We start from the raw sequence: 24,923 nt of genomic DNA on the forward strand, positions 1-24,923 counted from the left end.
ACGTGGAATTCGTCAAGGCGCTGCTTGAGCACCAACCCATGATGGCGATGTTCCTCACTATCGCCATCGGCTATCTGGTCGGCGAAATCAACGTCAAGGGATTCTCCCTGGGCGTGGGTGCCGTCCTCTTCGTCGCCCTCGCCATGGGCTGGTTCGCGCCCAAGTCGGCACCGTCACCGATGGTTGGCACGCTCGGACTTGCGTTGTTCCTGTACACGGTGGGCGTCCAATACGGCAAACAGTTCTTCCTGGGTCTGACCAGCGCGGCTGGCCGACGGGCAAACCTGATGGCACTCATCGGCGTGCTTCTTGCCGGCGCGGTAAGTGTCTTTATCGCCAGGTCTACGGGCATGAAGCTTAGTTACGCGCTCGGCCTGTTCGCCGGTTCTGGCACCAGTACACCCACGTTGCAGGCGGCTATTGCCTTCGTCGGCAACGACGATCCCGCCGTGGGCTACTCCGTTTCCTATCCGTTTGGTGTAGCCGGGCCCATCCTCTTTCTCTACTTTGCATTTCTGTTGCTCAAGCCAAAGATCGAGGCCGCCACGACGGCTGGACTCGAGCTCATGGAGATCGCGCTGCGCGCCCCGGACATGGCAGGCAAGACGCTCGCAGATGTGACATCGGAGCTGCCGTCTGGTGTGCAGATCGTGGCTCTACGGACGGCGCATCATAATCAGCCGGTGTCGCCAAGCATGGTCGTTGCGGAGAATGATGTCGTGCTGGTCGTCGGCCCCTCAAAAGAGGTACTTCAGACGGTAAGCAAGCAACTAGGAGAGGCCGCACCAGGTCGCGTCGTCAGGGATCGCGGCGACCTCGATTATGTGCGTGTATTTGCCTCTCGCCCGTCCGTGGTCGGCCGGATGATTGGAGACCTGGCGCTGCCGGGAGGAATCGCTACTGCCATTGTGCATGTCCGCCGCGGCGACACAGAACTCACTCCGCGTCCCGATCTTGTGCTCGAATTCGGTGACCGCGTTGGCCTGCTCGCCAATCGGAGCGAGTTTGGGCCCGTGCGCAAATTATTTGGCGACTCCATCAAGGGCACTGCGGAGTTCAGCTACATCTCGATCGGGCTCGGCATGACGCTGGGCTTTCTCCTCGGCGCCATCCAGTTTCCCATCCCTGGTATCGGCAAGATCGCCATCGGACTGTCCGGTGTGCTGATCGTGGCGCTTATTCTTGGCCAACAGCGGCGAACCGGGGGCATGAATTGGACAATTCCGCTTTCGGCGAACCTCGTGATGCGCAACCTCGGTCTCACCCTCTTTCTTGCGCAGGTGGGCATGTCCTCGGGGCCGAAGTTTGCTGCGACAGTTACCGATACTGGGCTGCAGATGCTTGGTCTCGGCGCAATCGTCCTAGTCGCACTCGTCTTGCCCATACTGCTCATGGGCTTTCTGGTCTACAAGCTGCCGTACGACGAGGTCGCCGGAATAGTTTCCGGTGCCTGCGGCAACCCGGCGATCCTTGCCTATGCGAACAAGCTCGCACCGACGGATCGACCTGATATTGGTTACGCGATGATCTTCCCCGGCATGACGATCGTGAAGATCCTGTTCGTGGATATCATTCTGGCGCTGTTTTCCGGATAGATAGCGCGCACCACTGTTCAGCGATGACGTACGAGGGCAGCGTGCTACCCAGTGACAGACGGGCCAGGGCCTTCCCTCGTAGCCGATTGGTCGCTATTCCCGGGGTCATGCGGCGTCGTCGTTAAAGGCTTCACGCGGAAGCGGCCCGAATTAACGCATGGCCAGCGCCGTCTTCAAGGTATGGCGGGCAATCATCAGCTCCTCGTTGGTGGGGATTACCCATGCAGACACTTGGCTGGCCGGTGTGCTGATGCATGGCCCACCCGACTGGTTCGACGCTGAGTCGAGCTCCAGGCCCAGCCACGCGGCGGCATGGCATACCTGTTCGCGTATGGTGGGCGCGTGCTCGCCTATGCCTGCGGTAAAGACCAAGGCATCGACTCCACCGACGGCGGCAGCCAGCGATCCCAGTTCCCGCCCGATACGGTAGGTGTACAGAGCGATAGCGAAGCGCGCGCGCTCGTCGTCGCTGTCGAGCAGCGCCCGCATATCACTCGACAGGCCGGATACACCGAGCAACCCAGAGTCCTTGTAGATCAGTTTTTCGATGGCCCGCGCATCCATGCACAGTTCATCCATCAAATAGAGGATGACGCCGGGATCGATGCTGCCGCAACGGGTTCCCATGGGTAACCCGTCCACGGCTGTGAAACCCATCGTGCTGGCCATGCTGCAACCACTCAGCAGTGCACACATGCTGCTGCCGTTGCCCAGATGCGCCACGATCGTACGTCCCGCGGCCGCCTTCGGATCGAATTGCGCCAGCACGCTGGCGATATATTCGTAAGAAAGGCCGTGAAATCCATAGCGCCGCACACCGAGCCCCGTAATGGACGGCGGAAGCGCAAAGGCCTGCGCCACTTCGGGCTGCGCGCGATGGAAGGCGGTGTCGAAGCAAGCCACCTGAGGCAGGTCCGGACGCAGGGCGGCAACAATGGCGACGGGCTTGAGGTTGTGCGACTGATGCAGGGGCGCGAGCGGGACGAGCATCTCGAGGGCGGCGATCACCTCCGCGGTCACCAAGACGGCATGCGTGAACTTCTCGCCACCGTGCACAACCCGGTGGCCGACAGCCACCAGCTTGTGATTCCCGCGGTGGTCGCGCAAAAGGTCCACCAAATAAGCGATGGCGTCGGCGTGCCCAAATTCGACGCCCTTACCCCAACTCGTCGAATCGATCTCTCCACCATGTGCGTCCCTGACCGTCGAACGCGGCGTCGTGTAGAGGCCTTCAATCTGGCCGCGCATCACCAGCGGAAAAGCTTCGTCGCCTGCTTCGAATACGCTGAACTTGATGCTCGATGAGCCGGCATTGAGTACGAGAATGACATCGGCCATAGGCTCACCCCAGAACCTTCCCGGCCTGACGGCGGGCTTTGGCGACCAAGACGGCGACGGCACAGGAAGCAAGTCGGCTGATGACCGAATCGGCTCGACTCGTCAGGATGATGGGTACACGGGCACCAAGCACAATGCCAGCGGCATCTGCCCCCGCCAGAAATGACAAGCTCTTCGCGAGCATATTGCCCGCCTCGAGGTCAGGCACCAGGAGCACGTTCGCGCGTCCCGCCACCGGTGAATCAATCTTCTTGATTCTTGCAGCCTCGATGTCGATGGCATTATCGAGGGCTAGCGGGCCGTCGACGATCGCGCCCGTAATCTGGTGGCGATCGACCATCTTGCACAGCGCCGCTGCATCAATGGTGGATGGGACCTTGGGATTGACGGTCTCCATCGCCGACAGAATGGCCACACGTACCTCTGGCACCTGCAGTGCATGTGCGAGATCGATCGCATTCTGCAGAATGTCGGCCTTTTCCTCGAGCGTGGGCGCGATATTCACTGCGGCATCAGTGATGATCAGTGCATCAGCATGGCCAGGCACGTCCATCACGAAACAGTGGCTGACGCGCCGCGCGGTCCGCAGCCCGGTGTCACGTCGGACAACCGCCCCCATCAGCTCGTCAGTGTGCAGGCTGCCCTTCATCAGGGCTTCGGCCTTGCCCTCGCGCACTAGCTGAACCGCCGCGGTCGCTGCCGCATTGCTGTGGGGTGCATCGACGATTTGCACTTGGGACAGGTCAATCCCGCCAGCGCCCGCGACGGCCTCGATTCGCTCGCGTGGCCCGACGAGAATCGGCTCAATCAACCCCAGTTGTGCAGCTTCCATGGCTCCCCCCAGTGAAGCCAGATCGCAAGGATGTGCGACCGCTGTTGGCGTGGGCGGAATCGTCTTGCAGAAATCGATCAGCCGTTGGTATTTCGCGTGCTTCGTATCCATCGTGGTTGCCCTCGCTGCCCGGTGCAGGGGCATGTTGGGTCGGCCTTGATGCCCGCATCACTCGTCACACGCGATCAGTCTCTCGGGGAAATGACGCCCCGATGGCGACGACGAAACGACCTGGCTCGACTTCCGCGATCATTTCCCAGATACCGTGAACGCCGCGCAAAACATCGAGAGGAACATCAGGCTGGCAATTCGCTGACTCTGAAACTGGCATCTATCGCGTGACGAGGCAAAGCGCGCCCCGCGGATTCTCGAGTCAATCCAGCCTTAAACTCAGCGCACGTAGCGTGTAGTCGCCAGGGCAGGGCGCATCCGTGAAACCAAGCCGCTTAGCAAGGCCTCGCATGCTGGCATTGGTCGACAGGACATAGCCTTCCATACGCTTAAAACCCTGCGAACGCGCAAGGCCAATGAGCGATTCCATCAGACGTCGGGCCAGACCGAGCCCGTGCCAGTCGTCCGCCACCGTGACGGCAAACTCACAGATATCGGTGCCGGGCGCCGTGACGCAGCGAGCACCCCCGACGGCGATCTCCCGTGGATCTTCCCCACTAAGGGCTATCAGCGCAATACACCGCTCTGGAGCCGGGCTGACGGTCGAATCCACAATGTTCTCGGGCACGGCGCGTACCGCGGTGAAGAAACGTGTGTAGCGCGCTTCGGAACAGAGACGATCAAACGCAGCCTTGATCTCGTCCAGGTCGTCAGGACGGATCGTTCGCACCAAGACGCTGCGGCCATTGCGAAGCGTCACCGAAAGCGGATGAAAATCGGCCTTCTTCTCATCGTTTTCCATGGCTACCTCCTGCAAAGCCAGGCCTGAGTGCGGAAGGTACAGATATCACGATTTTCTACCGAACATTTTCTCCCTACAACGGTTGGTGCGCGGCCGTTCTGTCAGGCAGGAACTTCGATGCCGCCAGTTTCAACTCTTTGCCCGGCAGAGCAATGAGGGCGGAGGGGGTTCATGCCCTAGGCCACCGATGTTTGTACATCGTGTACATATAGGGGTGTCATGCGCAAAGCCTGGGGCCGGTCAGTGGACAGAACTCCATAGGCGGTGCGCCTCAGCGTCCCATAGTTTGTGTTTCTGGCCGTGCGCCTACACAGATCATGGCGTCTGTAGAGAACCATAGTCTGTGCATGCCTCATCGCTTCAACGAGTTACGTTTCGTGCCAGATCGGAAAAGCGAGCCGATGTGATCGCATAGTGTGTGTATTCTCATCAAGCTAGAGGGAGACAGTTGCCCGTTGGAACGCGCCTGGACGATGTGATTAGCACGCGTTATCGCGGGTAGAGGCTACCTGGAAGGGGCGTTCGAGGAGATCAATGTTGCAGCCAGCAGGCAGTGGCCACTAGCGATCAAGCAATCCGACCTTACACAATCCTACGACGATCACCATGCCGGAGCTCCAAGCCGCCGCCAAAGCAAATGCCTTGTACCACCGCCTCGCCGCCATCGGATCGGCGCTCCACATGCCCTCAATACTCGTACTGATCCGGGACCTGGTAGGGGTCGGCCGCCAGGCCATCCAGCAGTTTGGACTTGAACTTCTCCACCGCCAGCGGAAGCTGGGCGACCGGAAAGTTGCGTGAGTCTAGATGGACCACTTCTGTCGCCACCAGGCGCGGACCATCACATAGAGCTCCTACCACTTGCGGGTCATTCTTCTGGTTGTTAACCGATTCGAGCAAAGGTGCCGCCGCGCAGTAGCTGTCAGCCTGAGGCAATTGATCAGCATCCACGTAGAGCTCGATGCGAGGCGATTGTTCGAGAGACAACCTTCCTCGGTGTGCAGTGTCGAAAGTCGCCATGGTCGTTCCATCAGTCACTTGATTGACGGTTTGATCCGCACTCTCACCAGGGATCGCGCCGTGCACATCGATGGGAATATGGGTCATGCTTGTCTGCCAGGCCTCAGCAGAATCCTGATTCTCAGCCCAACGGGTATTGACGGTGGCATTGCAACCAGTAAGCGCTGCCAACGGAAGCACGAGTAGGAAGGCTGCCCTAGAACGAACAGAAAGACGGTGTTTTAGAAAGTTCATGGAACTGTTATCTCGTATGGCATTAGGGGAGGGGGGCTATATCGCCAGGTTTGCCAGGGAGGCCGAGCAAGAAACCTCCGTGACAACACCGAAAGACGTTGCCCTAGGGAGGAAATTCGGGGCTACCGCTCGCCCACCTAGTCATCTGTGGCCACAGGTGTTAGCGCGCGTAACTCCGTATGGCGGCGCAGGCCGGACCTCCTGCCGTCACGGCGGTGTCCCGAGCCTGAGGCTGTTCCAACGCCTCCGGTGCGAGCTGCGAGGGATAATCGGTATCCCAGTCCACGCGCCCGTTGATCCGGCTAGGCGGCGAAGCGCATCCATCGTCGGTGTGGGACACCTGAAGCAACTGGCGCGGCTCAATGACGTGTGCCGAATCATTCGTTCCAATCGGTTGCCCAGCCAGCAATGGGCCACCAGAAAGGCCGATGATCAGCAAGACGACCCTCGCTACAGTGCGTGTATGGGAGTGCGCCGTATTTACAGAGAAGCGTGAAGTGTTCATATGAGATTCGCTGTTCAATGGCGAGGAATCGCCGTGAGATGAGCCCCTGCGTCTGTGCGTCAAATTGTGATGATTACTCGTCCAAATGGGCGTCCCTCGACCTGGCACCGAATCGCCTCTGCCGCATGTTCAAGCGGAAAGGACTTGGCTACGATCGGATTGATCTGGCCAGACTTGAGAAGATTAACGATTGCTTCCCATGCTTCTGTCCAAGCAGAAGGTTGATTGTTGAAAAGCAAGAAGCTCTTTAAGCTGGCACCCTTCCAGATCAAGTTCGTCACATCGATCGTCGATTTTGTGCTTGCCGCGTAGCCGAGCGTGGTGACGTTGCCGCCTGGGGCCAATGCCTCGAGCGCGGCAATCAGAATCTCGCCATCGACACCGTCCATGGCCTAGCATCCGCGCGCGAGGGTTATGCCTGCTTTCGGCTGGAGACACATTTGCTTAGTGCCACCCGTGAATCGTACAAGTGACGTTTCTCGTGCGACATGTGCGCGCTATCGCGGGTACGTGCGACACAGGCAATCTGCTACTGCGCGGCCACTGGGCCAAGCGTCGCCGAGCGAGCTTGGCCCCGCGGGGAGGGAGGTAGGTCGTTTCCCCAATTAGGCTAGGGGGCGCAGGCGTTCCTGAAGCTCGATGGGGAGCTTCGCGAACCAGCTGTCTTCCTCACCAAGCGGCGGCAGGATGTGGCCAAACTCCAGCACGCCATGGCTAGGAATGTCGGAGACGTAGACCCAGACACTCTCTCTGGTAGCCTCTGCGATCTCGGAAATTTCACTGGCAATACGAGTAAGTATCTTGCCTTTTTGGTCTTCGGTGCGACCCGATCGAATGTCTGCGCGTACCCAGATCTGATCTCTCGTGGCTTCGATCCCCCCGACAAAATGCGACTGGGCACCGATTTCACTAAAGATGACTTGGACGAAGTAGCGGGGCGCCCAAGCCTCTTCATGATGTATCTCAGTGATGGCTTTCGCGATGCGCTCGCGTTGGCCTGGCGACAGTCGTCCTGCTTTTGTCCAGCATACATAAGTCGGCATAATGTTCTCCAGTGAGAAAAAGTCGTGCGCCCGCACCTTCATATACGGCTCGGCGTGCGCTTTTAAGTCAACCGCATCCAAGGTTCGTCTGCGACGTACAGCGAAGCCTCGACTGACAGCATCGACACCTTTGGTCGCGCAGCGACCAGGCAATCCTAGAGTCCGGCAAAATTGGGCTTCCGCTTTTCACTGAATGCTGCAATTGCTTCCTTCGCCGCTCCAGCAGTGATCATTTCTCCAAATACAGAGGCTTCTTCCTTCATCTGAGCCTCGACGGCATGGCGCATGCTTACCTTCATAAGGCGCTTGGTCTGGATCAACGCAGACATCGGCTTTGCCGTTAGCTTTGCCGCTTCGGCCTGCACGAAGGTAAGCACATCGGCAGATGGCAGGACTTGATTGACCAGGCCCATCTGTGCCGCGTCATTTGCATCGAATGGCTCTCCCGTAAGCATTGCCCGTGCCGCACGCTGGTAGCCCGCGAGCTGAGGCAGTAGCAAGCTCGAAGCCGCTTCCGGGCAGATCCCGAGATTGACAAAGGGGAGGCTGAATTTCGCGTTCTCACCGGCGAAGACGAGGTCACAATGGAGCAGCATCGTCGTGCCGATGCCGACAGCTGCGCCACAGACGGCAGCAAGCACCGGTTTCGGAAATGTGGCGAGTTCGCGCAAAAATCCCCAGACCGGTGCATCAGGTGAGTTGGGCGGATTTTGGACGAAGTCACCCAGATCATTGCCGGCCGAAAATATCCGCTCGTCGCCACGAAACACAACAACGCGGACCTGCGAATCGGCATTCGCCTGCTTTAGCGTGCTTGCGAGCGACGTGTACATCGCTGCTGTCATGGAGTTCTTCTTTTCAGTGCGATTGAACTGGATGGTCAGCACGCCATCACGCATATCGGTCAACAAATCGCTCATAAAATTTCCTCGTAATTCGGGCACAACAATTTTCAGCGACGCATTGTGGCGACCTGCTTAGGCCGCGCGTGCAAGACGATGGCTAAGCAATCACGGTAGCTGAGTAGTCGCGGACTGCCTTCTCCATGGCATCCATCAACTCTGTTTTCCCGAGACCTTGCCTGAGTAGTCGCGTGCCAATCATGGCGGCGAAGGTCACCATGGCGTGATCATCAATTGCTTCGGCGGTGGTGGGGGCCGCGCCCCCGTCATCTGCCTGGCCAATGAACTGCCTGAATAGACCTTCTGTTCCAGCTTTATAGGCTTCAAAGGATTCCGTGCTTGCGTTCTCGCTCGCAAGGTGTGGCGCAAACGAAATCATTGGGCATCGCTTTTCCGGTGCCCGTTTTCCAAGGTAGTAGTCAACGATGTCAGAAGTGCGAGTGGACCCGTCCTTGTCCTCGGAACCTACCTTGCGCCAGGTGTCAAACGACTCACTGAAAGCGAGATCGAGTACCTCGGCGATCAACGCATCCTTGGACTCAAACTGCTTGTAAAAACCACCAACGGTCATGCCATTCGCTTTCATGACGTCAGCGACTGAGACATTGTCGACCCCATAGCGACGAAAGAGTTTGTTGGCCGTCTGAACGACCTTGGATCGGTTTTTGATGGCCTGGTCTTGCGATGAGCGTCCCATGGCGTTGCTCCAGAACAATTGATGAACTCGTCGCCGGGCAACCGCGGGCGCCCGACTGTCCTTTTGCCTGGTTAGATTATAGGCACTTTCTTTTTTAGATTGCAAGTGCTATCTATTTATAACAGCAAAGGAGGACTTATGACCACTACGTATGAGGCAAGCAAGACGGCCTTGCTTTGCATTGATCTATACAACGACTTCCTTAGTGACGGTGGCAAACTTTGGCCTTGGGTCGAAGAGCAGGCTAAGGAAGTCAATCTTCTGGATAACCTTAGGACGATCGTGGCGGCGTGCCGGAGAGCTGGCATCGCTGTCTATCATGTGCCGCATCATCGGTGGGAGCCTGGCGACTATGAAGACTGGAAATACCCATCCCCGTACCAATTGGGCGCAGCACAACGCCAGGCGTTCGCCAAAGATACGTGGGGAGGTACTTTTCATCCTGACTTTCGAGTTCACGAAGGTGATGTAGTGGCTACCGAGCACTGGGGCTCCAGTGGCTTTCCCAATACGGATCTGGAGCACAAACTAAAGCGATTCGGTAAAGAGAAGGTGATCTGCATCGGCCTTCTTGCGAACACGTGCCTTGAAGCCACGGGCCGCTTTGCCATGGAGCTTGGCTTTCACGTTACGCTGGTTCGTGACGGAACGGCCGCACGATCGAGAGAAGCACTTCACGCCGCAATCGACATTGACGGGCCGACCTACGCACACGAAATCTCGACGACGCAAGAGTTGCTCGCAGCCATTCATTTCCCTTAGGCGTGAGTGAAACCACGCGGTCAACGTGCCAGTGACTCTGCGTACGGCATGCGCAGCCTGCTTCGGCAGCGCGTGGTGTTCGGCGCTGCCTTCCGGTGCCTTGATCGATCCGTTCGGCGAAGCGTACGGCCGGCTCCTCCTGCGCTCTCCAACCTTTATCGTCTGCTTACGGACATTGGAGTGGACAGAACTCCATAGTCGGTGCGCCTAGGCACCCCATGGTTTGCGCTTCTGGCAGCGCCGCGACACAGACTATGGCGTCAGTAGAGAGCCATAGTCTGTGCATAACCCTTCGCGTCAACGACTTAGATTTCACGCGAGATCGGAAATGCGACTCGATGTGATCGCATAGTGTGTAGTCAAATGAAGCTGGAGGGCGACCCTTGCCCGAAGGAAAGCGCCTGGACGATGTGATTGGCGAGGGAAATGGTGGGGAACCGATTCGACGCAGAGTGGGCTGGTAGAAGCTGCCTCCCGCGAGGTCAGTTGGTGATCACAGTTACCGCGACTTCGATGTTGCCGCTCACCGCTTTGGAGTAAGAGCATATCTGATGGGCCGAGTGCACGATGGCCTCAGCGACTTCCTGCGCGAGACCCGGTAGGCGGACACTGAACGTAGCGCCGAGGAACCAGCCCGGGCCTGTCTGGCCCAGATCCACCTGGACGTCCACGGAGGCATCGGCGGGAAGCGTCACCTTCCTCAGCGAAGCGGTAATGCGAAGCGCGGCGACGTAGCAGGCCGACCAGGCACCCGCGAACAACTGCTCCGCAGTCGGATGCGATTCAACGGCAATGAACTCATAGTTTCCCCCGCCTGGGGCAGACAATTTGATGTCGACGACACCAAGCTCGCCACGCTGCGTGCTGGGGTCGTCGTTGACGGTGGTGTGGGTCGTTCCCGTGAAGAAGACTTTATCGATCTTGGCCATGACCTGTTCCTCAAATTTGGTTCTTGCCCCAGAGAGGGCGCCTGCGTAGATTTCGTATGCGACATGTGCGGGGCAGTCCGGTCAGCAATGAGGTTTGAAGGCGCCCCAAAGGATCTTCTAGCGGTAGGGCATCGAAAGGCGTCGCGAATGACGCCATGCCACCCATTCATGCACTACGACCAGGTAAAAGCCGGGCATCCATTCGCCTGTTCTAATTCCCGGTCGTTGCATGGATTTCCGCAATGTAGCCACCGGGGAACAACACCATGGCGCTGCGACGCCCACTCGCCTCGTAGGGTTGGACCAGTACCTTGGCGCCGCTGGCAGTGGCCTTGGCGAGCGTCGCGGGCAGGTCACTCACTTCATAGCCGGTAAGCTCGCGGCCGTACGGCCAGGACAGCTTGCCGTCCGTGACCTGCACGGACATCTTGCCGAAGTCGGACTCGATGCGAATGCGGCGGAAGCTTTCGCCCGCGCGGCCGATCTCGATGCCCGGCGCGTGCGCATCGTCGTTTACCACCTTGCCGTGCGAGAAGGTAAGGAAGGCGTGCATGAACGCATCGGCGCGATCCGGCGATACGTACACTCGGTTTTCCGGCACGGTCTCAAATGGCGTGTAGTTCGGTGCGGCAGTGTGCCAGTACAGCTGCATGTTCACGCCGCCGGGCCACTGGATGACGGCGTCGCGGCCGATCGGGTCGGGAAATGGCGCGACCAGCACGTCGGCACCTGCTGCACGTGCCGCTTGAATGGCTTCGTCCATATCTTTCACGAGATAGCCGGTGCGCTCGATGCCGAACGGATACGGCACCGGTGTACGAAAGCCGAATAGCGAGATGGTGCCCACCGGCGTCTGGAGTAGTTGTGAGCTCGTCTGGCTCGGCGTGGGCGTGACCTGCACTAGCACCTGCTTGCTGCTCTGCCCGCCGAAGGTGGCCAGGAAGCTCTTCGCGAAGCGATCGACATCGGTCGGGTCCACATAGACATGAGTGGTGTCGTACTGCGCGGCCACGGCGACCTGTGGTGGCGTGGGTGTCGTATGCGCGTTGGGGTGCGATAAGAGTGCGCCAGCCGTCGGGTCGACGTGGGCATGAGCAGTGTCGTATTGCGCGGCCAGGGCAATTGGCGGAAGAGGGAGTGCCGTTTGCGCAACGGCTGGGGAGGCGAGCACGCTCAGCGACAGCACGAGTGCAGGGAGAAGGGGGAGTATTCGCATGGTGGGACTCCTGGTTGATGAGAGTTGATATCGGCGAGACGCGAGTCGCTCGCGCGCGTCATGCCAAGCCGCCGTCAGCAAACCGCCGACCAGGCCGAGATGTTCGAAAAAGACGTTGGCCGCGGGCAGGCGTTGCGGTGGCGGCAACTCCCAAAAGCGAGCGACGACGAGAGCTTCACGCAGCGCGAATAGCGCCAGCGTTGCCGCGCCGGCCCAACGCAGCACGCCGGTGAGGATGGCGAAGGAGGCGCCCAGCTCCAGCGCGATGACCATCGTGGCAAACACGGGTGGTGGCGCGAGGCCCAGGCGCGCCATGTCGGCCATGGCGCCAGGGAAGTCCAGTGCCTTGTCGATACCGCCTTGCAGGTGGGTTGCGCACAGCTGGAAAAGCGACATCCAGCGCGCCACGCGCCAGCCGGAGGAAAGTAGCTTGCTCATACTGCCCAGCACGCGCAGCCAAGTGCACCCCAGAACGACTTGAGATCGCTGATCGGCAGGCGGCTTGACCACGCCGTAGCGTGATCGTGGCCGTGGATGCCGCAGGCATGAGCGCAACCGCACGCGGCCGGTGCGGCGACGCGCACCTGGGATTGCACAGACCGGTCGGCCCAGGCGCCATAGCCGCCGTAGCGCCGCACCGGCGACCAGTCGGGCATGGCGGGCGGCGGCGTGGCCTCATCCAGGTCGGCGAAGCGGCCCGCGCCATAGACCACCTTGCCGCCCACTATGGTCATCTCGGAACTGATATCGGCGATCTCGCTCTCGGTGCAGGCGAAGAAATCGCGGTCCGGCACGATGAGGTCGGCCAGATGGCCCACCTGGATGTGACCCTTCTTGCCTTCCTCATCGGAGAACCAGGTGACGTACTCGGTCCACATGCGCAGCGCGGTTTCGCGGTCCAGGCAGTTGCGCTGCGGGTACAACCGCAGCCCGCCCACGGTACGGCCGGTGATCAACCAGGCCAGCCCCACCCAGGGGTTGTACGAGGCCACACGGGTGGCATCGGTGCCAGCGGAAACGCGCGCGCCTTTTTCCAACATGCGCGCCAGCGGCGGCGTGGCTTCAGCCGCGCCGGGGCCGTAGCGCTCGACGAAGTATTCCCCTTGGTAGGCCATGCGATGCTGCACAGCGATGCCGCCGCCCAGCGCGGCGATGCGGTCGATGGAGCGCTCGGAGATGGTTTCGGCATGGTCGAAGAACCAATGCAAATCATCGAAGGGAATGTCCTGATTGACGCGCTCGAACACATCCAGTGCGCGGCTGATGGTTTCGTCGTAGGTGGCGTGCATGCGCCAGGGCCAACGGTTCTCCGCCAGGATGCGCACCACGTCTTCGAGGTCCCCCTCCATGTCCGGCGACATGTCCGGACGCGGCTGCCGGAAGTCTTCGAAGTCCGCCGCGGAATACACCAGCATCTCGCCGGCGCCGTTGTGGCGGAAATAGTCGTTACCCTGCTTGTACGTCGAGCCGCGCGTCCACTGGAGAAAGTCGTCCTTCTCGGCCTTCGGCTTCTGCGTGAACAGGTTGTAGGCGAGGCGAATCGTGAGCTGATCGTCGTCGGCCAGCTTCTGGATCACCGCGTAATCCTCGGGGTAGTTCTGCGAACCGCCGCCGGCGTCGATCGCGCCGGTCACGCCAAGCCGGTTGAGCTCGCGCATGAAATGACGCGTGGAATTGAGCTGGTACTCAAACGGCAGCTTGGGGCCTTTGGCCAATGTGGCGTAGAGGATCGCCGCGTTCGGCTTGGCCAGTAGAAGGCCGGTGGGGTTGCCGGCGGCGTCGCGCGTGATCTGGCCGCCCGGCGGCTCGGGCGTATCCTTCGTGTAGCCCACTGCGCGCAACGCGGCGCCATTGAGAATGGCGCGGTCATACAGATGCAGAAGGAACACCGGGGTATCCGGTGCGACGGCATTGAGCTCCTCGATAGTTGGCAACCGCTTCTCGGCAAACTGATGCTCGGTGAAGCCGCCCACCACGCGCACCCACTGCGGTGACGGCGTGATGGCCACCTGTTGCCGGAGCATGGCCATGGCATCGGCCAGTGAGCGCACGCCGTCCCAGCGCAGCTCCATGTTGTAGTTCAGGCCCCCACGGATGATGTGCAGGTGGTTGTCGATCAGGCCGGGCAACACACGGCGGCCATGCAAGTCGATCACGCGGGTGGACGGGCCAGCGAGTGCCATCACTTCGGCGTCGCCGCCCACAGCGACAAAGCGGCCATCGGCGATGGCTAGGGCACTGGCGGTGGGTTGCGCACGGTTTAGTGTGGTGATGAGGGCGTGGTGAAGGATCAGATCGGGCGTGTTGGTTTGGCTGTTCATGATTTTGCCTCAGTCGTGACGCCGTCACTGCGCGTGCGCGTCCTCTGCGGCGGCTCGCCGAACACATGCGGGCGAACCTGTCTGCGCAGCTGGGTGGTTTGTTGGGCCGCCGTGCTATGGCGGCCCAGCAGATGTTTGACTAACGATGGGACCTGTTCGCCCGCCAAGATGCCGGCCAGACCGATCAGCGCGATCACGGGCGGGGCTGGTGATCGCACCTTGAGCAGGCCGTAGATCACGCCGATCAGGAAGCCGGCGGCAAGTGAAAGGATGTATGCCTTCATGGCACTTCCCGCAGTGCGGTGGAGGAACGGCCATCGGAAGTAGACGTCACCCCTCATGGGCGCCGAACATGGTCTTGGCGTAGATCACACCAAGGCCGTACGCGCCACCATTGGTTTTTGCGATACCCGTGGTGATGTCGTAGGTCTCGGCGCGCGCCCAGTCGCGTTGCAGTTCAAGCAGGTACTGCAACGACGTCATCGGCCGCGCACCGGCCTGTACCATGCGATCCACGGCGCGGTCGTGAGCTTCGGTCGAAACATCGCCGCAGGCATCAGCGATGACGTACACCTCAAAGCCCTGATCCAGTGCCGATAGCGCAGGGCCGACAATACACACCGAGGTCCAAAGGCCGGCCAGCACGATGCGACTCCTGCCGATCTCACTGACCTTGGCGATCACCGCCGCGTCTTCCCAGCTATTCATTGACGTGCGATCGAGCAGCGCTTGGCCCGGAAAGGGCGTGGTCACTTCACTGAACATCGGACCAGAGAAACTCTTCTCGGCGACGGTGGTAAGAATCGTCGGCACTTTGAAGCTGGCGGCGGCTTGCGCCACCAAACTGGCATGGTTGCGAAGGTTGACGGCGTCGATGGAGTGAGTGGCGAAGGCCATTTGCGACTGGAAGTCGATCATGATCAACGTGTGATCCGTCGGCGTCAGCAGCTGCTTTCCGGGGGTCGCTTTAGCGGTGATGGACATAGAGATTCCTCGTAGTCTGGGTGTGGCGTGGTGGCGCCGTTGCTTAGGGAAAACAGGGCCTATCGCGAGGCCTGATGACGGTGATTACTGGACGCCTTCGGTCGCGCTATTGGCGGCCTGTTTTGCGTTTCATCGATCTCTGAAGACCTTCGTTTCGGCAACTTCATTGGCTGCAGAAATTAGTCCGATGAGGAAGAGTTCGGAACGTGGGTCAGGCTCATATCGCTTATGACGATTTGTATGAGCGCTTGGCGCAGGCCATGGGGTGCAACGTTTTGACGGGGACCGACATCAGACCCAGTCGAAACACCAGCACTTCTGGTTCGACGTAGCACCGCCCATCGCGAGATATCGCGCAATGAACTAAAAAGCGATTTCAAAGCGGGTGCTGACGGAGCAGAATGCTTACGTGCCCGCCAACTCCTAGCACCGGCCTAAGCTATGGATCTGATTGCCGCACTTCAGTCCTTTCTCCGGGTTGCCCAGACCGGGTCGTTCTCGGCCGTGGCGGCCGAAAGGGGAGTGACGCAGCCTGCCGTTTCGCGTCAGGTCAGTGCGCTGGAGGACTATCTCGGGATAAGGCTCGTCCACAGAAGCACCCAGGCGGTGACGCTGACGGATGAAGGGCGCGAATTCGTCGCGTCTGCCCAGCACTTGGTTGACGCCGCAGAGGCATTGCAGCATGCCGCGGGTCACCGCCGAGGGAAGCCCGTAGGACGGGTTCGCATCGCCTTACCGGTAACACTGGGACTGTGTCTCAGTCGCCGCCTTGGTCGGCTCCTCGACCAATGTGATGAGTTGTCCGTCGACATCATTTTGCGGGACGGTGTGAGCGATATGATTGAGGAGGGCCTGGACCTTGAAGTGCGACTTGGCCCTATTGGCGACAGTTCGTTGGTCGCGCGGCACATTGGTCATACCTCCTCGTTTTTGGTCGCTGCGCCGAGTTACCTGATACGACACGCGCCCCCCAGGCACCCCCTCGACCTTCAACGACACGACTGCATCATTTATCCTCGCTGGGGGCGCGATGATGTCTGGTGGTTCTACGATAAAAATGGGGAAGGGACGGAAGCGGGCACCGAGATTCCGGTCACAGTGCATGGCCGCCTGAAGGTCAATCACGCTGACGCGGCGTATCACGCTGTACTCGATGGGTGTGGGATCGCCCTGATGTCCCACCTTATGGTGTCCGAAGACATCCACGCCGGGCGGCTACATCAGTTGCTCCCTGATTTTCCGACGCGCAATTTTCCCCTCTACGTCGTCTATCCATCGCGACGCAGCCTCCCGCCACGCACCTGCGCGGTCATCGACTATTTGATGACGCTCATGAGCGAAGACACCAGCATGGCTCTGGATGGCATGCCAAGTCAGACCCACCGTCTGTAAACATGACTCCTTCTCCGCGGTTCGCGTGTATTGCCGCTCAGTCTGGCAGGAACTTCGTCACGCCCAGTTTCAGCCCTTTGCCCGGCAGCGCCATGAGTGTGGAGGTGCCGTGCGCGACCATGTCGCCTGCCTCGTCGAAAACGCGGGCCTCGGCATAGCTAATTTGCCGTCCTGCGCGAAGACAGCGGCCTTCTGCACGCAGGTGGCCGCGTGTCGCGGCCTTCAGGTAGTTGAGCTTGAGGTCGACGTTCACCAGGCCTGCATCTTCGGGTAGGCGAAGGAAGGCGGCCCAAAACGTGGCGGTGTCGATCAGCGTGGCAAGGACACCACCATGCACAATGCCAAAAGGCTGCAGGTGGCGTTCGGCCAGGTGTAAACCAATGAGGCAGCTGTCGACGTTGAGTTCGTCGATGGTCATGCCGATGAGGTGAGGGTAGGGCGATTGGCGTACGCTCTCCTGTACGGCCTGAATGTAGGTTGGGTTGGGGGTCATTGGTTTGGCTCTTGAGGGGACGACGCACACGTTAACCCATGGGCGGCCAGGTAGATCACATCCGATCCGAAAGGGAACGGTGCGGCGGTTCGCCATTAGCTCGAGGAGTGCGGTTTACTTGAGAACCCAGTGACTGGGCCACCCAGGTTGATTAGGTCGCGTTACCGATGGCGGCATCTGCTTTTCAATGAATCACCGAATCTGACGCTGCCAGATCCCAAACCCAATGCCGCAGAGCGCGATGATCCCGAGAAATGCGAATCCATCCTGCGCACTAAGGAAAGCGGCTTGGGAGGACACATCCTGACTGACTTTCGCAAGGGCCAGGCCATTGGCTTCGACGGGCGAATGGCCGAGTGCCACGAGTGACCGGGTCAGGGTATCCATGGTGGATTGGTAGGCCGGGTTGTAAGGATTGACCTGCTCGGCCAAGCGGCTGTGGTGCAGCGCGTTCCTGTGCTGCTGGAGAATGATGGTGGTGGCGGTAGCGAACGAATAAGTCAATTGCTTGACGATATTCTTGAAGCGGTAGCCATGGTTAAAGCTATTGATCGCGAAAACGCTGAAAGTCGCGTTGGCCACTGGCAGATCCATCGTCAACAAGAGGCCGGCGCGCATCAGCAGTGGGGGTATCAACCATGACGCGCTCACGTTGGGAGGCATGCGGGTAATCCACAAGCAAAGCACAAAAGCGATCGAATAGCCTGGAATGATGATCCACTTCTTACGGGCAACCCTGGCGGAGTATTTGAAATATATGAAGCACATCGGGAGCGACGCCATGGCGGCCAGACCAACCAGTCGTCCCGTATTTTCCACGGGATAGCCAAGACCAACTTCCAGGAGACGCGAGAGCAGGAAGCCAAGTGCGCTGCTGATGTAGTAGTAGAAGATATACATCACGATGCCGGTCAGAAGCATCCTTTCCTTGAGGACTTTCAGCTGAACCAGGGGCCTTGGGTGTTGCCATTGGTGCCGCGCAAACCAGCCGATCGCAACGAGTCCCAGAGCAGTCAAGATGATCAGATCGGGAGAGGTGCTGAATATCTCAAACCGCACTTGTTGCATGGCAATCTGCAGGGCTCCGATCGCCAGCGCGAAGACGATGTAGGGCCAGAAATGGCTTTCCCCGCGCTCCTCAGTCGGTCTCTTTCCGATGGCCGGAATCGCAACCAAGGCGAACGCGGCGATTCCGAAGCTGACTATCGACGTGCATGCAAATAGGGAGCGCCAGCCAAAGTTTCCAACCAGGTATCCGCCTGCCAATGGCGCGAGAGCGCTTCCAAGCAAAATCATGCTAAGGAAGGTGCGTACTGCGCGTGGTCGCTCCTGGGGCGTGAAACTCATCTGGATAAGAATGCGGCAAGCGCTGAGCATCGGCCCCATGAGGTAGCCTTGAGCTCCTCTGACCAGGGACAACTCGAGCGAGGATTCGCAGAGGGTGCAAGCAGCCGATGCCACCGCAAACAGCAATACGCATCCGATCAAGTAACGACGAAAGCCGAGTCGTTCTACCCACCACTGCTGCTGGAGGATCCCAAGCACCGCGGCGACGGCGTAGGTGCTCGCAGCCCACACCAGCTCGTCCGGGGATGCGTTGACGCCGCCGGCGATGTCACTGGCGAAGAACGAGAACATCGCGTTATCGAAATAATCCATGCCGACACAAAGGCCGATCGCCCAGGGAAAGAGGCGTTCGAGCAGGTGTGATGCGGTGTCGGGCCTGATGTTTGTCAGTTGGCCGTGTTGCTGGGGCCTAGGCCAGTTCATTCGTCAGTTCCGGCAAGACCGTGAACAGGTCACCGACCAGGCCAAAATCAGCGACGCTGAAAATAGGCGCCTCTGGGTCCTTGTTGATCGCCACGATCACTTTCGAATCCTTCATGCCGGCCAGATGCTGGATGGCTCCTGAGATGCCGACCGCGATATACAGTTGTGGCGCGACGATCTTTCCCGTCTGGCCTACCTGGTAGTCGTTCGGAACGTAGCCCGCGTCGACAGCGGCTCGTGATGCTCCCAGCGCTGCACCCAGCTTGTCCGCGAGCGGCTCGAGAAGCTTCCTGTAGTTCTCTGCGCTGCCCAGGCCACGGCCACCCGAGACGACGATCTTCGCCGATGTCAGTTCCGGGCGTTCCAGCTTCGTTTCGTCACGGCTCACGAACTGCGAGCTCGCGCTGCCCTCTGCGGCGCTTATCTTTTCGATCGACGCGCTGCCGCCTTCGGTAGCTACGGCGTCAAAACCGGTCGCGCGGACCGTGATGACCTTGATCGGATCCTTTGATTGAACAGTGGCAATGGCGTTGCCGGCGTAGATCGGCCGCTGGAACGTATCGCCACTGTCTACTGCCGTGATGTCGCTGATCTGCGCCACGTCAAGCTTGGCCGCGATACGCGGTGCGACGTTCTTGCCGTAAGCGGTTGCCGGCGCAAGGATGTGAGAGTAATTCCTCGCGATGGTCATCACGGTCGATTCAAGGTTTTCTGCGATGCCGACCTCGAGCTGTGGCGCATCGGCCAGCAGCACCTTCGACACACCTGCCATCCTCGCCGCCGCATTTGCCGCGGCTTGCGCGTTGTGTCCCGCCACAAGAACGTGGATATCGCCGCCAATCTTCTGCGCCGCCGCGATCGTGGTCAGGGTCGCCGTCTTGATCGACGCATTGTCATGCTCTGCAATTACAAGATTCGTCATTTGCTTTGTCTCCACGGCCCGCTCAAGCCACTTTGGCGTTGGCCTTCAGCTTTTCCACCAGCGTTTTCACGTCCGGCACCATGACACCAGCGGAGCGCATGGCCGGTTCAACGACCTTCAGCGTCTTCAGTCGCGGTGCGACGTCCACGCCCAGTTCCGCGGCCTTGATGATTTCCAATGGCTTCTTCTTCGCCTTCATGATGTTCGGAAGCGTCACGTAGCGTGACTCGTTCAGGCGCAGGTCGGTCGTCACCACGGCGGGAAGCGTCAGCGATAGCGTTTCCGTACCGCCATCCACCTCGCGCGACACGACAGCTCTTCCGTTCGCCACAGTTACCTTCACTGCAAAGGTGGCCTGAGGAAGGTTCGCCAGCGCCGCGAGCATCTGGCCGGTCTGATTCGAATCGTCGTCAATGGCCTGCTTGCCGAGAAACACCAGTTGCGGCTGTTCCTTGTCGACGAACGCCTTGAGCAGCTTGGCGACCGCAAGCGGCTGCAATTCGTCAGTCGATTCGATCAAGATCGCGCGGTCCGCTCCGATCGCCAGTGCCGTACGCAGCGTATCCTGGCATTCCGTCAAGCCGCACGACACAGCGATCACCTCCGTGGCGATACCTGCTTCCTTCAGGCGCACGGCTTCCTCAACCGCGATCTCGTCGAACGGATTCATCGACATTTTCACGTTCGCGATATCGATGCCCGTGCCGTCCGGCTTTACCCGGACCTTCACGTTGTAATCGACCACGCGTTTGACTGGCACTAATACCTTCATGCTGCTCTCCTGCAAGGACTGATCGGCATCTGCGTAGTTCGCGCGATGCCTGCACATCCGGATTAATGGACCGCGACCCGCCTCAGCGCCTGGCGCATATCGACCTCGAATCGGCGAATGATGTCGGCAAGCGGTTCGATTTGGTCGACGAACGCGAGCGAATGGCCGGCGGCGAGCAAGCCTTTGGACCAGTCGCCGGTGACATAGGCATCGCGGCCGACTTTGCCTGCCACCAGCGGCATCAATTCTTGAATGGTCACGTTCGGGCTCTGCGCCTCGATTGCCCGGACGGCGGCGGTCGTCTCGTTGCGCAGCGTCCGCACGGTATTGCGCACGGACTGCATGCACAGTTCGGTGTCGGTAGGCTCAGCTTCCACCAGCCGCCGCTTGTAGTCGGTATGAGCCCAGACCTCTTCGGCCACGATAAAGCGCGTGCCGACGACGACGCCCGCTGCACCCATTGCGAGCGCCGCGACGATCTGTGAACCACGACCCACGCCACCGCCGATGAGATAGGGAATATCGAGATGACTTTCGGCCCACGCCGCGTTGACGAACGAGCCCACCATGTCGAGCCCTGGATGTCCGCCGCATTCCGCGCCGACGACCGCGACAGCATCGACGCCGATCGATGCGGCCTTGACCGCATAGCGCACCGCCGGAACCTTGTGAAGTACCTTCACTCCGGCGCCCTTGAGAAGTGGCATGAACTCTTCCGGATTTCGGCCCGATGTTTCGACGAATTTCACGCCTTCATCGACGATCAGATCGAAGACTTCCCGTGTCCTCTCACCGGGCACCAGCTTTGGCAACATCGAGACGTTGACGCCGAACGGACCACCGTCACAAAGGTCTCGACAACGTCGGATTTCGCTGCGCAGCTCGTGGGGGTCAGGGAAGCTCGCTGCGGTGATGAAACCGATGATGCCGGCGCGCGATGCCGCAGCGACGAACTTCGCATCGGCAAGCCACATAAGTCCGCCGGCGACGACGGGCAAGCGCGTGCCAAAGAGCTCGGTGACGGTATTGGAGAATGGGAATGGATTCATGGCATGCCAGCAGCAGGGACTATGTCAAATGACGCGATCAGACCGCAGTCGTGAGAGTTGTTCTTCGGAAAGGTTGAGCAGCGACTGAAGGACGTCGCTAGTGCCTTCGCCCAGCGGCGGCGGCGCGCTTCGGATCGGTAAACGCGCCCCATCGAAGCGATAGGGCGGCGCAAGCACGTGCGTGCTTCCTGCTTCCGGATGTGGCTGTTCTGTCACAAGCCCGCCTTCGGTCGCGCGCCGGGACGTAAGTGCCTCGTGAAGTCCGAGCACTTCACCGCCTGGAATGCCGGCCTGGGCAAGGCGCTCCTGTAGCTCGCTGCGCTTTCTCCGGCGGATCTCGCGTTTGAGCTCGGGGGCGAGAAGCTCGCGGTTCACCGCGCGGTCGATGTTTGTCCGAAAACGACTGTCCTCGGCCAGGTCAGGGCGGTCGATCACATCGCGACAGAAGCTCTCGAACTGCCGGTTGTTGCCGACGGTAATGACGATGGGGCCATCGGCTGCGTCGAACACGCCGTAGGGCATAATCGAAGGATGCGCGTTCCCGTAACGCGGCGGATCTTCGCCGGTTTGCAGCGCTTCGAGTCCGTAATACGAAGTGAGCATCAGGCCGCAATCGAACAGCGCCATCTCGATGTGGCGGCCCTGGCCGGTCTGTCGGCGCTCGAACAGCGCGGCGAGCACCGCTTGGGCCGAGTACATGCCGGTAATCAAGTCGACAGCGGCAATGCCGAATTTGAGCGGCGGACGATCGGCTTCACCGTTAAGCGCCATCAGCCCAGCCTCGCCCTGTACCACCAGGTCGTAGCCGAGCCGCGCGGCCTCCGGTCCCGTGCGGTCGTATCCGGAAATCGAGCAATAAATCAGATCTGCATGGTCCTGTTTCAGCCGCTCGTATCCGAGACCGAGTTTCTCGGCGCCGCCGAATTTGAAGTTCTGGATCACGACGTCGCTTTTGAGTGCGAGTTCACGGGCGATCTGTTGGCCCTCGGCGGTTTGCAGGTCCAGGCTCACCGAGCGCTTGTTTCGGTTAAGGCTGTTGAAATAGGCGGTTTGGGTCGAGCCGATCCGTGCGCCGTAATCACGGGTATCGTCGCCGCGTTCCGGGCGCTCGACCTTGATGACTTCAGCACCCAGGTCCCCTAGCACCATGGCGCAAGTCGGCCCCGCGAGGACGCGGGAGAGTTCGAGAACGCGGACGCCGGCGAGCGGCAGTGAGGAAGTCAGATTCGACATGGCGAGTCCAAATGACGGGGATAGAAGGCGAGGGTGCCGCTACTAGCGCGAACAGGTGGCCGGTGCGCTGCGCAACGCAAAAAAATCAGCGCGGCGTTTATCGAAGAAAGCGCGAATACCTTCGGCGGCCTCGTCGTCACCGAGCGACTCCGCCATCTGACTGGCCTCGAGCTCAAGTTGCGCGTCGAGGCTGTTGCCTCCGGCGCTACGGCACAGCGCCTTGATGCGGGCCATCGCTCTCTGCGGGCCGTTCGCGAGCGTTGCGGCGAGGGCGGTGGCGTCAGCCAGTGCACCTCCGGACTCGGCGAGGCGATTGACGGCGCCAAGCGCATGCATGCGCTCGCCCCCGACGGGAGCGCCCGTCATACACAGTTCGGTCAACATCTGCCGCGAGACCAACTCTGACAAAAAGGCGGTAGCGCCGGCATCAGGCGACAAGCCGACCTTCACGTACGCGACCGAGAACGATGCATTGCGCGCGGCAACCAGCATGTCACATGCAAGTGCGATCGACAGGCCGGCGCCGGCTGCCGCACCCTCCACAGCCGCGATGACAGGTTTGCTGCAGTCGCGGATCGATCGAATCACGTCGTGAAGGACCTCGATGCCATCGCGCCGTTGCTCAGGCGACATCGCTCGCCGAAGGGCCAGCCGCTTTAGGTCGCCTCCGGCGCAGAAGGTGCTGCCGACGCCGGTCAGCACAATCGCACCAATGGCGGGATCGGCTTGTGCTTCCACCAGCTTGGCCGGAAGAGCCGCGAACAACTCCGGAGTAAGCGCGTTTCTCGCGGCCGGGTTGTTGATGGATAGAACCTGCACCGCGCCGTCGCGATGCGTGAGAAGGGCTTCATGCATAGCTGATGCTCCTGCCGAGTGAACTATAGCGTTGGAGATGATGGTCTTCGTCGCCCAATTGATGATCGATGGTGACGAGGCGCTTGGCGTAATGCGCGAAAGGAAGTTCCCAGGTCATACCGATTCCGCCATGCAGTTGGATGCATTCTTCAGCGACGAGCGTGCCGATGCGGCCGATGCTGTACTTTGCTGCCGACAGTGCACGCTCTCTCGTCACCCGCTCGGCGCCGATCGCCGCCGCCGCATTGATCACGGCCGAGCGCGCCTGCTCGATTTCCAGCAGCAGGTCGGCCATGCGGTGTTGCAGTGCCTGGAAACTGCCGATGGCGACCCCGAACTGTTTGCGCGTACGCAAGTAGTCGAGCGTGAATTCCTTCGCGACGTCCATCGCGCCGACGGCCTCCGCGCACAACGCCAGAACGCCTAAGCCGATGCTGTGTTCGAGTATTCCGAATCCTGCGCCTTCTTCGCCGAGCAGCGCATCGGCGCCAACCCGCACGTCGTTGAGAGTGACCTCGGCTGCCCGTCCGCCGTCGATCTTGCGATAGCCGCGAACGGCCAAGCCCGCGGCGTCGCGCGGAACGACAAACAGTGAGATGCCGGCTTCGGCATCGTCGGCGCCACTCGTGCGCGCTGAGACGATGAAGACGCCCGCTTCCTCGCCCTGTTGCACGACGGCCTTGGCGCCGGTCAGTACCCAGCCATCAGCACCGCGTACGGCGCGCGTCGACACCTTCGACAGCTCGTAATGCGAGCCCGGTTCATCGTGCGCAAGCGTCGCGAGGGCAGTTCCTTCGATCAATTTCGCCAGTAGTGCCTTTTGCGTCGCGTTGCCGGCTCGGGCAATGGCGTGTCCAGCGATCAGCGTGCCGAGGAAAGGCTCCACGACGAGGCCGCGCCCGAGACTCTCGAACACGACGGCGATATCGAACCCGTCGCCGCCGAAGCCACCGTCAGCCTCGTTGAATAGCGCGCCAATGATGCCGAGTTCCGCAAAACGGCTCCACAGTTCTTTGCTGAAGCCGTCGGGCGATTGCGCGATCCGGTCGCGCGTCGCGAAGCCGTATTGCTCGGTGACGAACCGATTCAGCGTGTCCGCCAGCATCTGGCGGTCTTCTGTATGTTGGAAGTTCATAGCGTGCGTCC

General features: G+C 60.3%; 24 protein-coding genes. 3 read left to right on the plus strand and 21 right to left on the minus strand.

The window, feature by feature from the left end; translation table 11 throughout:
* Positions 1–2: 2 nt before the first annotated feature.
* A complete protein-coding gene (locus OUZ30_RS06280; protein WP_266181349.1) occupies positions 3–1,595 on the plus strand; it encodes an aspartate:alanine exchanger family transporter in 1,593 nt (530 codons plus the stop codon).
* Between the two features lie 150 nt (positions 1,596–1,745).
* On the opposite strand, the gene OUZ30_RS06285 is transcribed toward OUZ30_RS06280, so the two are convergent.
* The 8 genes from OUZ30_RS06285 to OUZ30_RS06320 form a co-directional block, all read right to left on the minus strand.
* Entirely contained in the window at positions 1,746–2,933 is a 1,188-nt protein-coding gene (locus OUZ30_RS06285) for an acetate/propionate family kinase (protein WP_266181351.1), read from the minus strand.
* Positions 2,934–2,937: 4 nt separating this feature from the next.
* A complete protein-coding gene (locus tag OUZ30_RS06290) occupies positions 2,938–3,876 on the minus strand; it encodes a phosphate acetyltransferase (protein ID WP_266181352.1) in 939 nt (312 codons plus the stop codon).
* A gap of 262 nt (positions 3,877–4,138) precedes the next feature.
* Entirely contained in the window at positions 4,139–4,678 is a 540-nt protein-coding gene (locus tag OUZ30_RS06295; protein ID WP_266181353.1) for a GNAT family N-acetyltransferase, read from the minus strand.
* 687 nt (positions 4,679–5,365) lie between these two features.
* Positions 5,366–5,932, minus strand: a complete 567-nt coding sequence (locus OUZ30_RS06300) for a hypothetical protein (protein WP_266181354.1) — start codon at positions 5,930–5,932, stop codon at positions 5,366–5,368.
* A gap of 564 nt (positions 5,933–6,496) precedes the next feature.
* On the minus strand, positions 6,497–6,826 hold the full coding sequence (locus OUZ30_RS06305; protein ID WP_266181355.1) for a zinc-binding dehydrogenase: 330 nt from the start codon (positions 6,824–6,826) through the stop codon (positions 6,497–6,499).
* 216 nt (positions 6,827–7,042) lie between these two features.
* Positions 7,043–7,561, minus strand: a complete 519-nt coding sequence (locus OUZ30_RS06310) for a tautomerase family protein (RefSeq protein WP_266181356.1) — start codon at positions 7,559–7,561, stop codon at positions 7,043–7,045.
* A 74-nt stretch (positions 7,562–7,635) separates the two neighbouring features.
* Entirely contained in the window at positions 7,636–8,400 is a 765-nt protein-coding gene (locus tag OUZ30_RS06315; protein WP_266181357.1) for an enoyl-CoA hydratase, read from the minus strand.
* Positions 8,401–8,482: 82 nt separating this feature from the next.
* A complete protein-coding gene (locus tag OUZ30_RS06320; RefSeq protein WP_266181358.1) occupies positions 8,483–9,079 on the minus strand; it encodes a TetR/AcrR family transcriptional regulator in 597 nt (198 codons plus the stop codon).
* A gap of 138 nt (positions 9,080–9,217) precedes the next feature.
* On the opposite strand from OUZ30_RS06320, the gene OUZ30_RS06325 reads away from it, so the two are divergent.
* Positions 9,218–9,841, plus strand: a complete 624-nt coding sequence (locus tag OUZ30_RS06325) for a cysteine hydrolase family protein (RefSeq protein WP_266181359.1) — start codon at positions 9,218–9,220, stop codon at positions 9,839–9,841.
* 482 nt (positions 9,842–10,323) lie between these two features.
* Here OUZ30_RS06325 and OUZ30_RS06330 read toward each other — a convergent pair whose 3' ends face one another.
* From OUZ30_RS06330 to OUZ30_RS06350, 5 genes are all read right to left on the minus strand, one after another.
* Complete coding sequence (locus tag OUZ30_RS06330) at positions 10,324–10,770, minus strand: Ohr family peroxiredoxin (protein ID WP_266181361.1); 447 nt, start codon at positions 10,768–10,770, stop codon at positions 10,324–10,326.
* Positions 10,771–10,981: 211 nt separating this feature from the next.
* Positions 10,982–12,424 carry a DoxX family protein gene (locus OUZ30_RS06335; protein WP_266181362.1) on the minus strand — a complete coding sequence of 481 codons (1,443 nt, stop codon included), beginning with the start codon at positions 12,422–12,424 and terminating at the stop codon, positions 10,982–10,984.
* Entirely contained in the window at positions 12,421–14,307 is a 1,887-nt protein-coding gene (locus OUZ30_RS06340; RefSeq protein WP_266181363.1) for an amidohydrolase, read from the minus strand. The genes OUZ30_RS06335 and OUZ30_RS06340 overlap by 4 nt, the downstream gene beginning before the upstream one ends.
* Positions 14,304–14,591 carry a XapX domain-containing protein gene (locus OUZ30_RS06345; RefSeq protein ID WP_266181364.1) on the minus strand — a complete coding sequence of 96 codons (288 nt, stop codon included), beginning with the start codon at positions 14,589–14,591 and terminating at the stop codon, positions 14,304–14,306. Before OUZ30_RS06345 ends, OUZ30_RS06340 begins: the two co-directional genes overlap by 4 nt.
* 46 nt (positions 14,592–14,637) lie before the next feature.
* Positions 14,638–15,291, minus strand: coding sequence for a hydrolase (locus OUZ30_RS06350; RefSeq protein WP_266181365.1), 654 nt, complete (start codon positions 15,289–15,291; stop codon positions 14,638–14,640).
* Positions 15,292–15,732: 441 nt separating this feature from the next.
* On the opposite strand from OUZ30_RS06350, the gene OUZ30_RS06355 reads away from it, so the two are divergent.
* Positions 15,733–16,683 (plus strand): LysR family transcriptional regulator, encoded by a 951-nt coding sequence (locus tag OUZ30_RS06355; protein WP_266181366.1) that lies wholly within the window; start codon positions 15,733–15,735, stop codon positions 16,681–16,683.
* 37 nt (positions 16,684–16,720) lie between these two features.
* Here the strand turns inward: OUZ30_RS06355 and OUZ30_RS06360 are convergent, their stop codons facing one another.
* From OUZ30_RS06360 to OUZ30_RS06395, 8 genes are all read right to left on the minus strand, one after another.
* Positions 16,721–17,101 carry a PaaI family thioesterase gene (locus OUZ30_RS06360; RefSeq protein ID WP_345781039.1) on the minus strand — a complete coding sequence of 127 codons (381 nt, stop codon included), beginning with the start codon at positions 17,099–17,101 and terminating at the stop codon, positions 16,721–16,723.
* A 267-nt stretch (positions 17,102–17,368) separates the two neighbouring features.
* Entirely contained in the window at positions 17,369–18,946 is a 1,578-nt protein-coding gene (locus OUZ30_RS06365) for an MFS transporter (protein ID WP_266181369.1), read from the minus strand.
* Positions 18,933–19,868, minus strand: coding sequence for an electron transfer flavoprotein subunit alpha/FixB family protein (locus OUZ30_RS06370; protein WP_266183118.1), 936 nt, complete (start codon positions 19,866–19,868; stop codon positions 18,933–18,935). Before OUZ30_RS06370 ends, OUZ30_RS06365 begins: the two co-directional genes overlap by 14 nt.
* 22 nt (positions 19,869–19,890) lie before the next feature.
* Entirely contained in the window at positions 19,891–20,640 is a 750-nt protein-coding gene (locus OUZ30_RS06375; RefSeq protein WP_266181370.1) for an electron transfer flavoprotein subunit beta/FixA family protein, read from the minus strand.
* A 62-nt stretch (positions 20,641–20,702) separates the two neighbouring features.
* The gene (locus tag OUZ30_RS06380) at positions 20,703–21,689 is read right to left on the minus strand and encodes an NAD(P)H-dependent flavin oxidoreductase (RefSeq protein WP_266181371.1); all 987 of its coding nucleotides are present in this window, start codon (positions 21,687–21,689) and stop codon (positions 20,703–20,705) included.
* Between the two features lie 24 nt (positions 21,690–21,713).
* Complete coding sequence (locus OUZ30_RS06385; protein WP_266181372.1) at positions 21,714–22,922, minus strand: CaiB/BaiF CoA transferase family protein; 1,209 nt, start codon at positions 22,920–22,922, stop codon at positions 21,714–21,716.
* Between the two features lie 42 nt (positions 22,923–22,964).
* Positions 22,965–23,777, minus strand: coding sequence for an oxepin-CoA hydrolase, alternative type (locus tag OUZ30_RS06390; protein ID WP_266181373.1), 813 nt, complete (start codon positions 23,775–23,777; stop codon positions 22,965–22,967).
* Entirely contained in the window at positions 23,770–24,912 is a 1,143-nt protein-coding gene (locus tag OUZ30_RS06395; RefSeq protein ID WP_266181374.1) for an acyl-CoA dehydrogenase family protein, read from the minus strand. The genes OUZ30_RS06390 and OUZ30_RS06395 overlap by 8 nt, the downstream gene beginning before the upstream one ends.
* Positions 24,913–24,923: the final 11 nt, after the last annotated feature.

The sequence above is a fragment of the Dyella humicola genome, from assembly GCF_026283945.1.
Classification (GTDB): Bacteria; Pseudomonadota; Gammaproteobacteria; order Xanthomonadales; family Rhodanobacteraceae; genus Dyella; species Dyella humicola.

Coding starts and splice junctions, on each gene's coding strand:
- OUZ30_RS06285 (WP_266181351.1), bottom strand. CDS start 2,933: ATGGCCGATGTCATTCTCGTACTCAATGCCGGCTCATCGAGCATCAAG.
- OUZ30_RS06290 (WP_266181352.1), bottom strand. CDS start 3,876: ATGGATACGAAGCACGCGAAATACCAACGGCTGATCGATTTCTGCAAG.
- OUZ30_RS06295 (WP_266181353.1), bottom strand. CDS start 4,678: ATGGAAAACGATGAGAAGAAGGCCGATTTTCATCCGCTTTCGGTGACG.
- OUZ30_RS06300 (WP_266181354.1), bottom strand. CDS start 5,932: ATGAACTTTCTAAAACACCGTCTTTCTGTTCGTTCTAGGGCAGCCTTC.
- OUZ30_RS06305 (WP_266181355.1), bottom strand. CDS start 6,826: ATGGACGGTGTCGATGGCGAGATTCTGATTGCCGCGCTCGAGGCATTG.
- OUZ30_RS06315 (WP_266181357.1), bottom strand. CDS start 8,400: ATGAGCGATTTGTTGACCGATATGCGTGATGGCGTGCTGACCATCCAG.
- OUZ30_RS06320 (WP_266181358.1), bottom strand. CDS start 9,079: ATGGGACGCTCATCGCAAGACCAGGCCATCAAAAACCGATCCAAGGTC.
- OUZ30_RS06325 (WP_266181359.1), top strand. CDS start 9,218: ATGACCACTACGTATGAGGCAAGCAAGACGGCCTTGCTTTGCATTGAT.
- OUZ30_RS06330 (WP_266181361.1), bottom strand. CDS start 10,770: ATGGCCAAGATCGATAAAGTCTTCTTCACGGGAACGACCCACACCACC.
- OUZ30_RS06335 (WP_266181362.1), bottom strand. CDS start 12,424: ATGAGCAAGCTACTTTCCTCCGGCTGGCGCGTGGCGCGCTGGATGTCG.
- OUZ30_RS06340 (WP_266181363.1), bottom strand. CDS start 14,307: ATGAACAGCCAAACCAACACGCCCGATCTGATCCTTCACCACGCCCTC.
- OUZ30_RS06345 (WP_266181364.1), bottom strand. CDS start 14,591: ATGAAGGCATACATCCTTTCACTTGCCGCCGGCTTCCTGATCGGCGTG.
- OUZ30_RS06350 (WP_266181365.1), bottom strand. CDS start 15,291: ATGTCCATCACCGCTAAAGCGACCCCCGGAAAGCAGCTGCTGACGCCG.
- OUZ30_RS06355 (WP_266181366.1), top strand. CDS start 15,733: ATGGATCTGATTGCCGCACTTCAGTCCTTTCTCCGGGTTGCCCAGACC.
- OUZ30_RS06360 (WP_345781039.1), bottom strand. CDS start 17,101: ATGACCATCGACGAACTCAACGTCGACAGCTGCCTCATTGGTTTACAC.
- OUZ30_RS06365 (WP_266181369.1), bottom strand. CDS start 18,946: ATGAACTGGCCTAGGCCCCAGCAACACGGCCAACTGACAAACATCAGG.
- OUZ30_RS06370 (WP_266183118.1), bottom strand. CDS start 19,868: ATGACGAATCTTGTAATTGCAGAGCATGACAATGCGTCGATCAAGACG.
- OUZ30_RS06375 (WP_266181370.1), bottom strand. CDS start 20,640: ATGAAGGTATTAGTGCCAGTCAAACGCGTGGTCGATTACAACGTGAAG.
- OUZ30_RS06380 (WP_266181371.1), bottom strand. CDS start 21,689: ATGAATCCATTCCCATTCTCCAATACCGTCACCGAGCTCTTTGGCACG.
- OUZ30_RS06385 (WP_266181372.1), bottom strand. CDS start 22,922: ATGTCGAATCTGACTTCCTCACTGCCGCTCGCCGGCGTCCGCGTTCTC.
- OUZ30_RS06390 (WP_266181373.1), bottom strand. CDS start 23,777: ATGCATGAAGCCCTTCTCACGCATCGCGACGGCGCGGTGCAGGTTCTA.
- OUZ30_RS06395 (WP_266181374.1), bottom strand. CDS start 24,912: ATGAACTTCCAACATACAGAAGACCGCCAGATGCTGGCGGACACGCTG.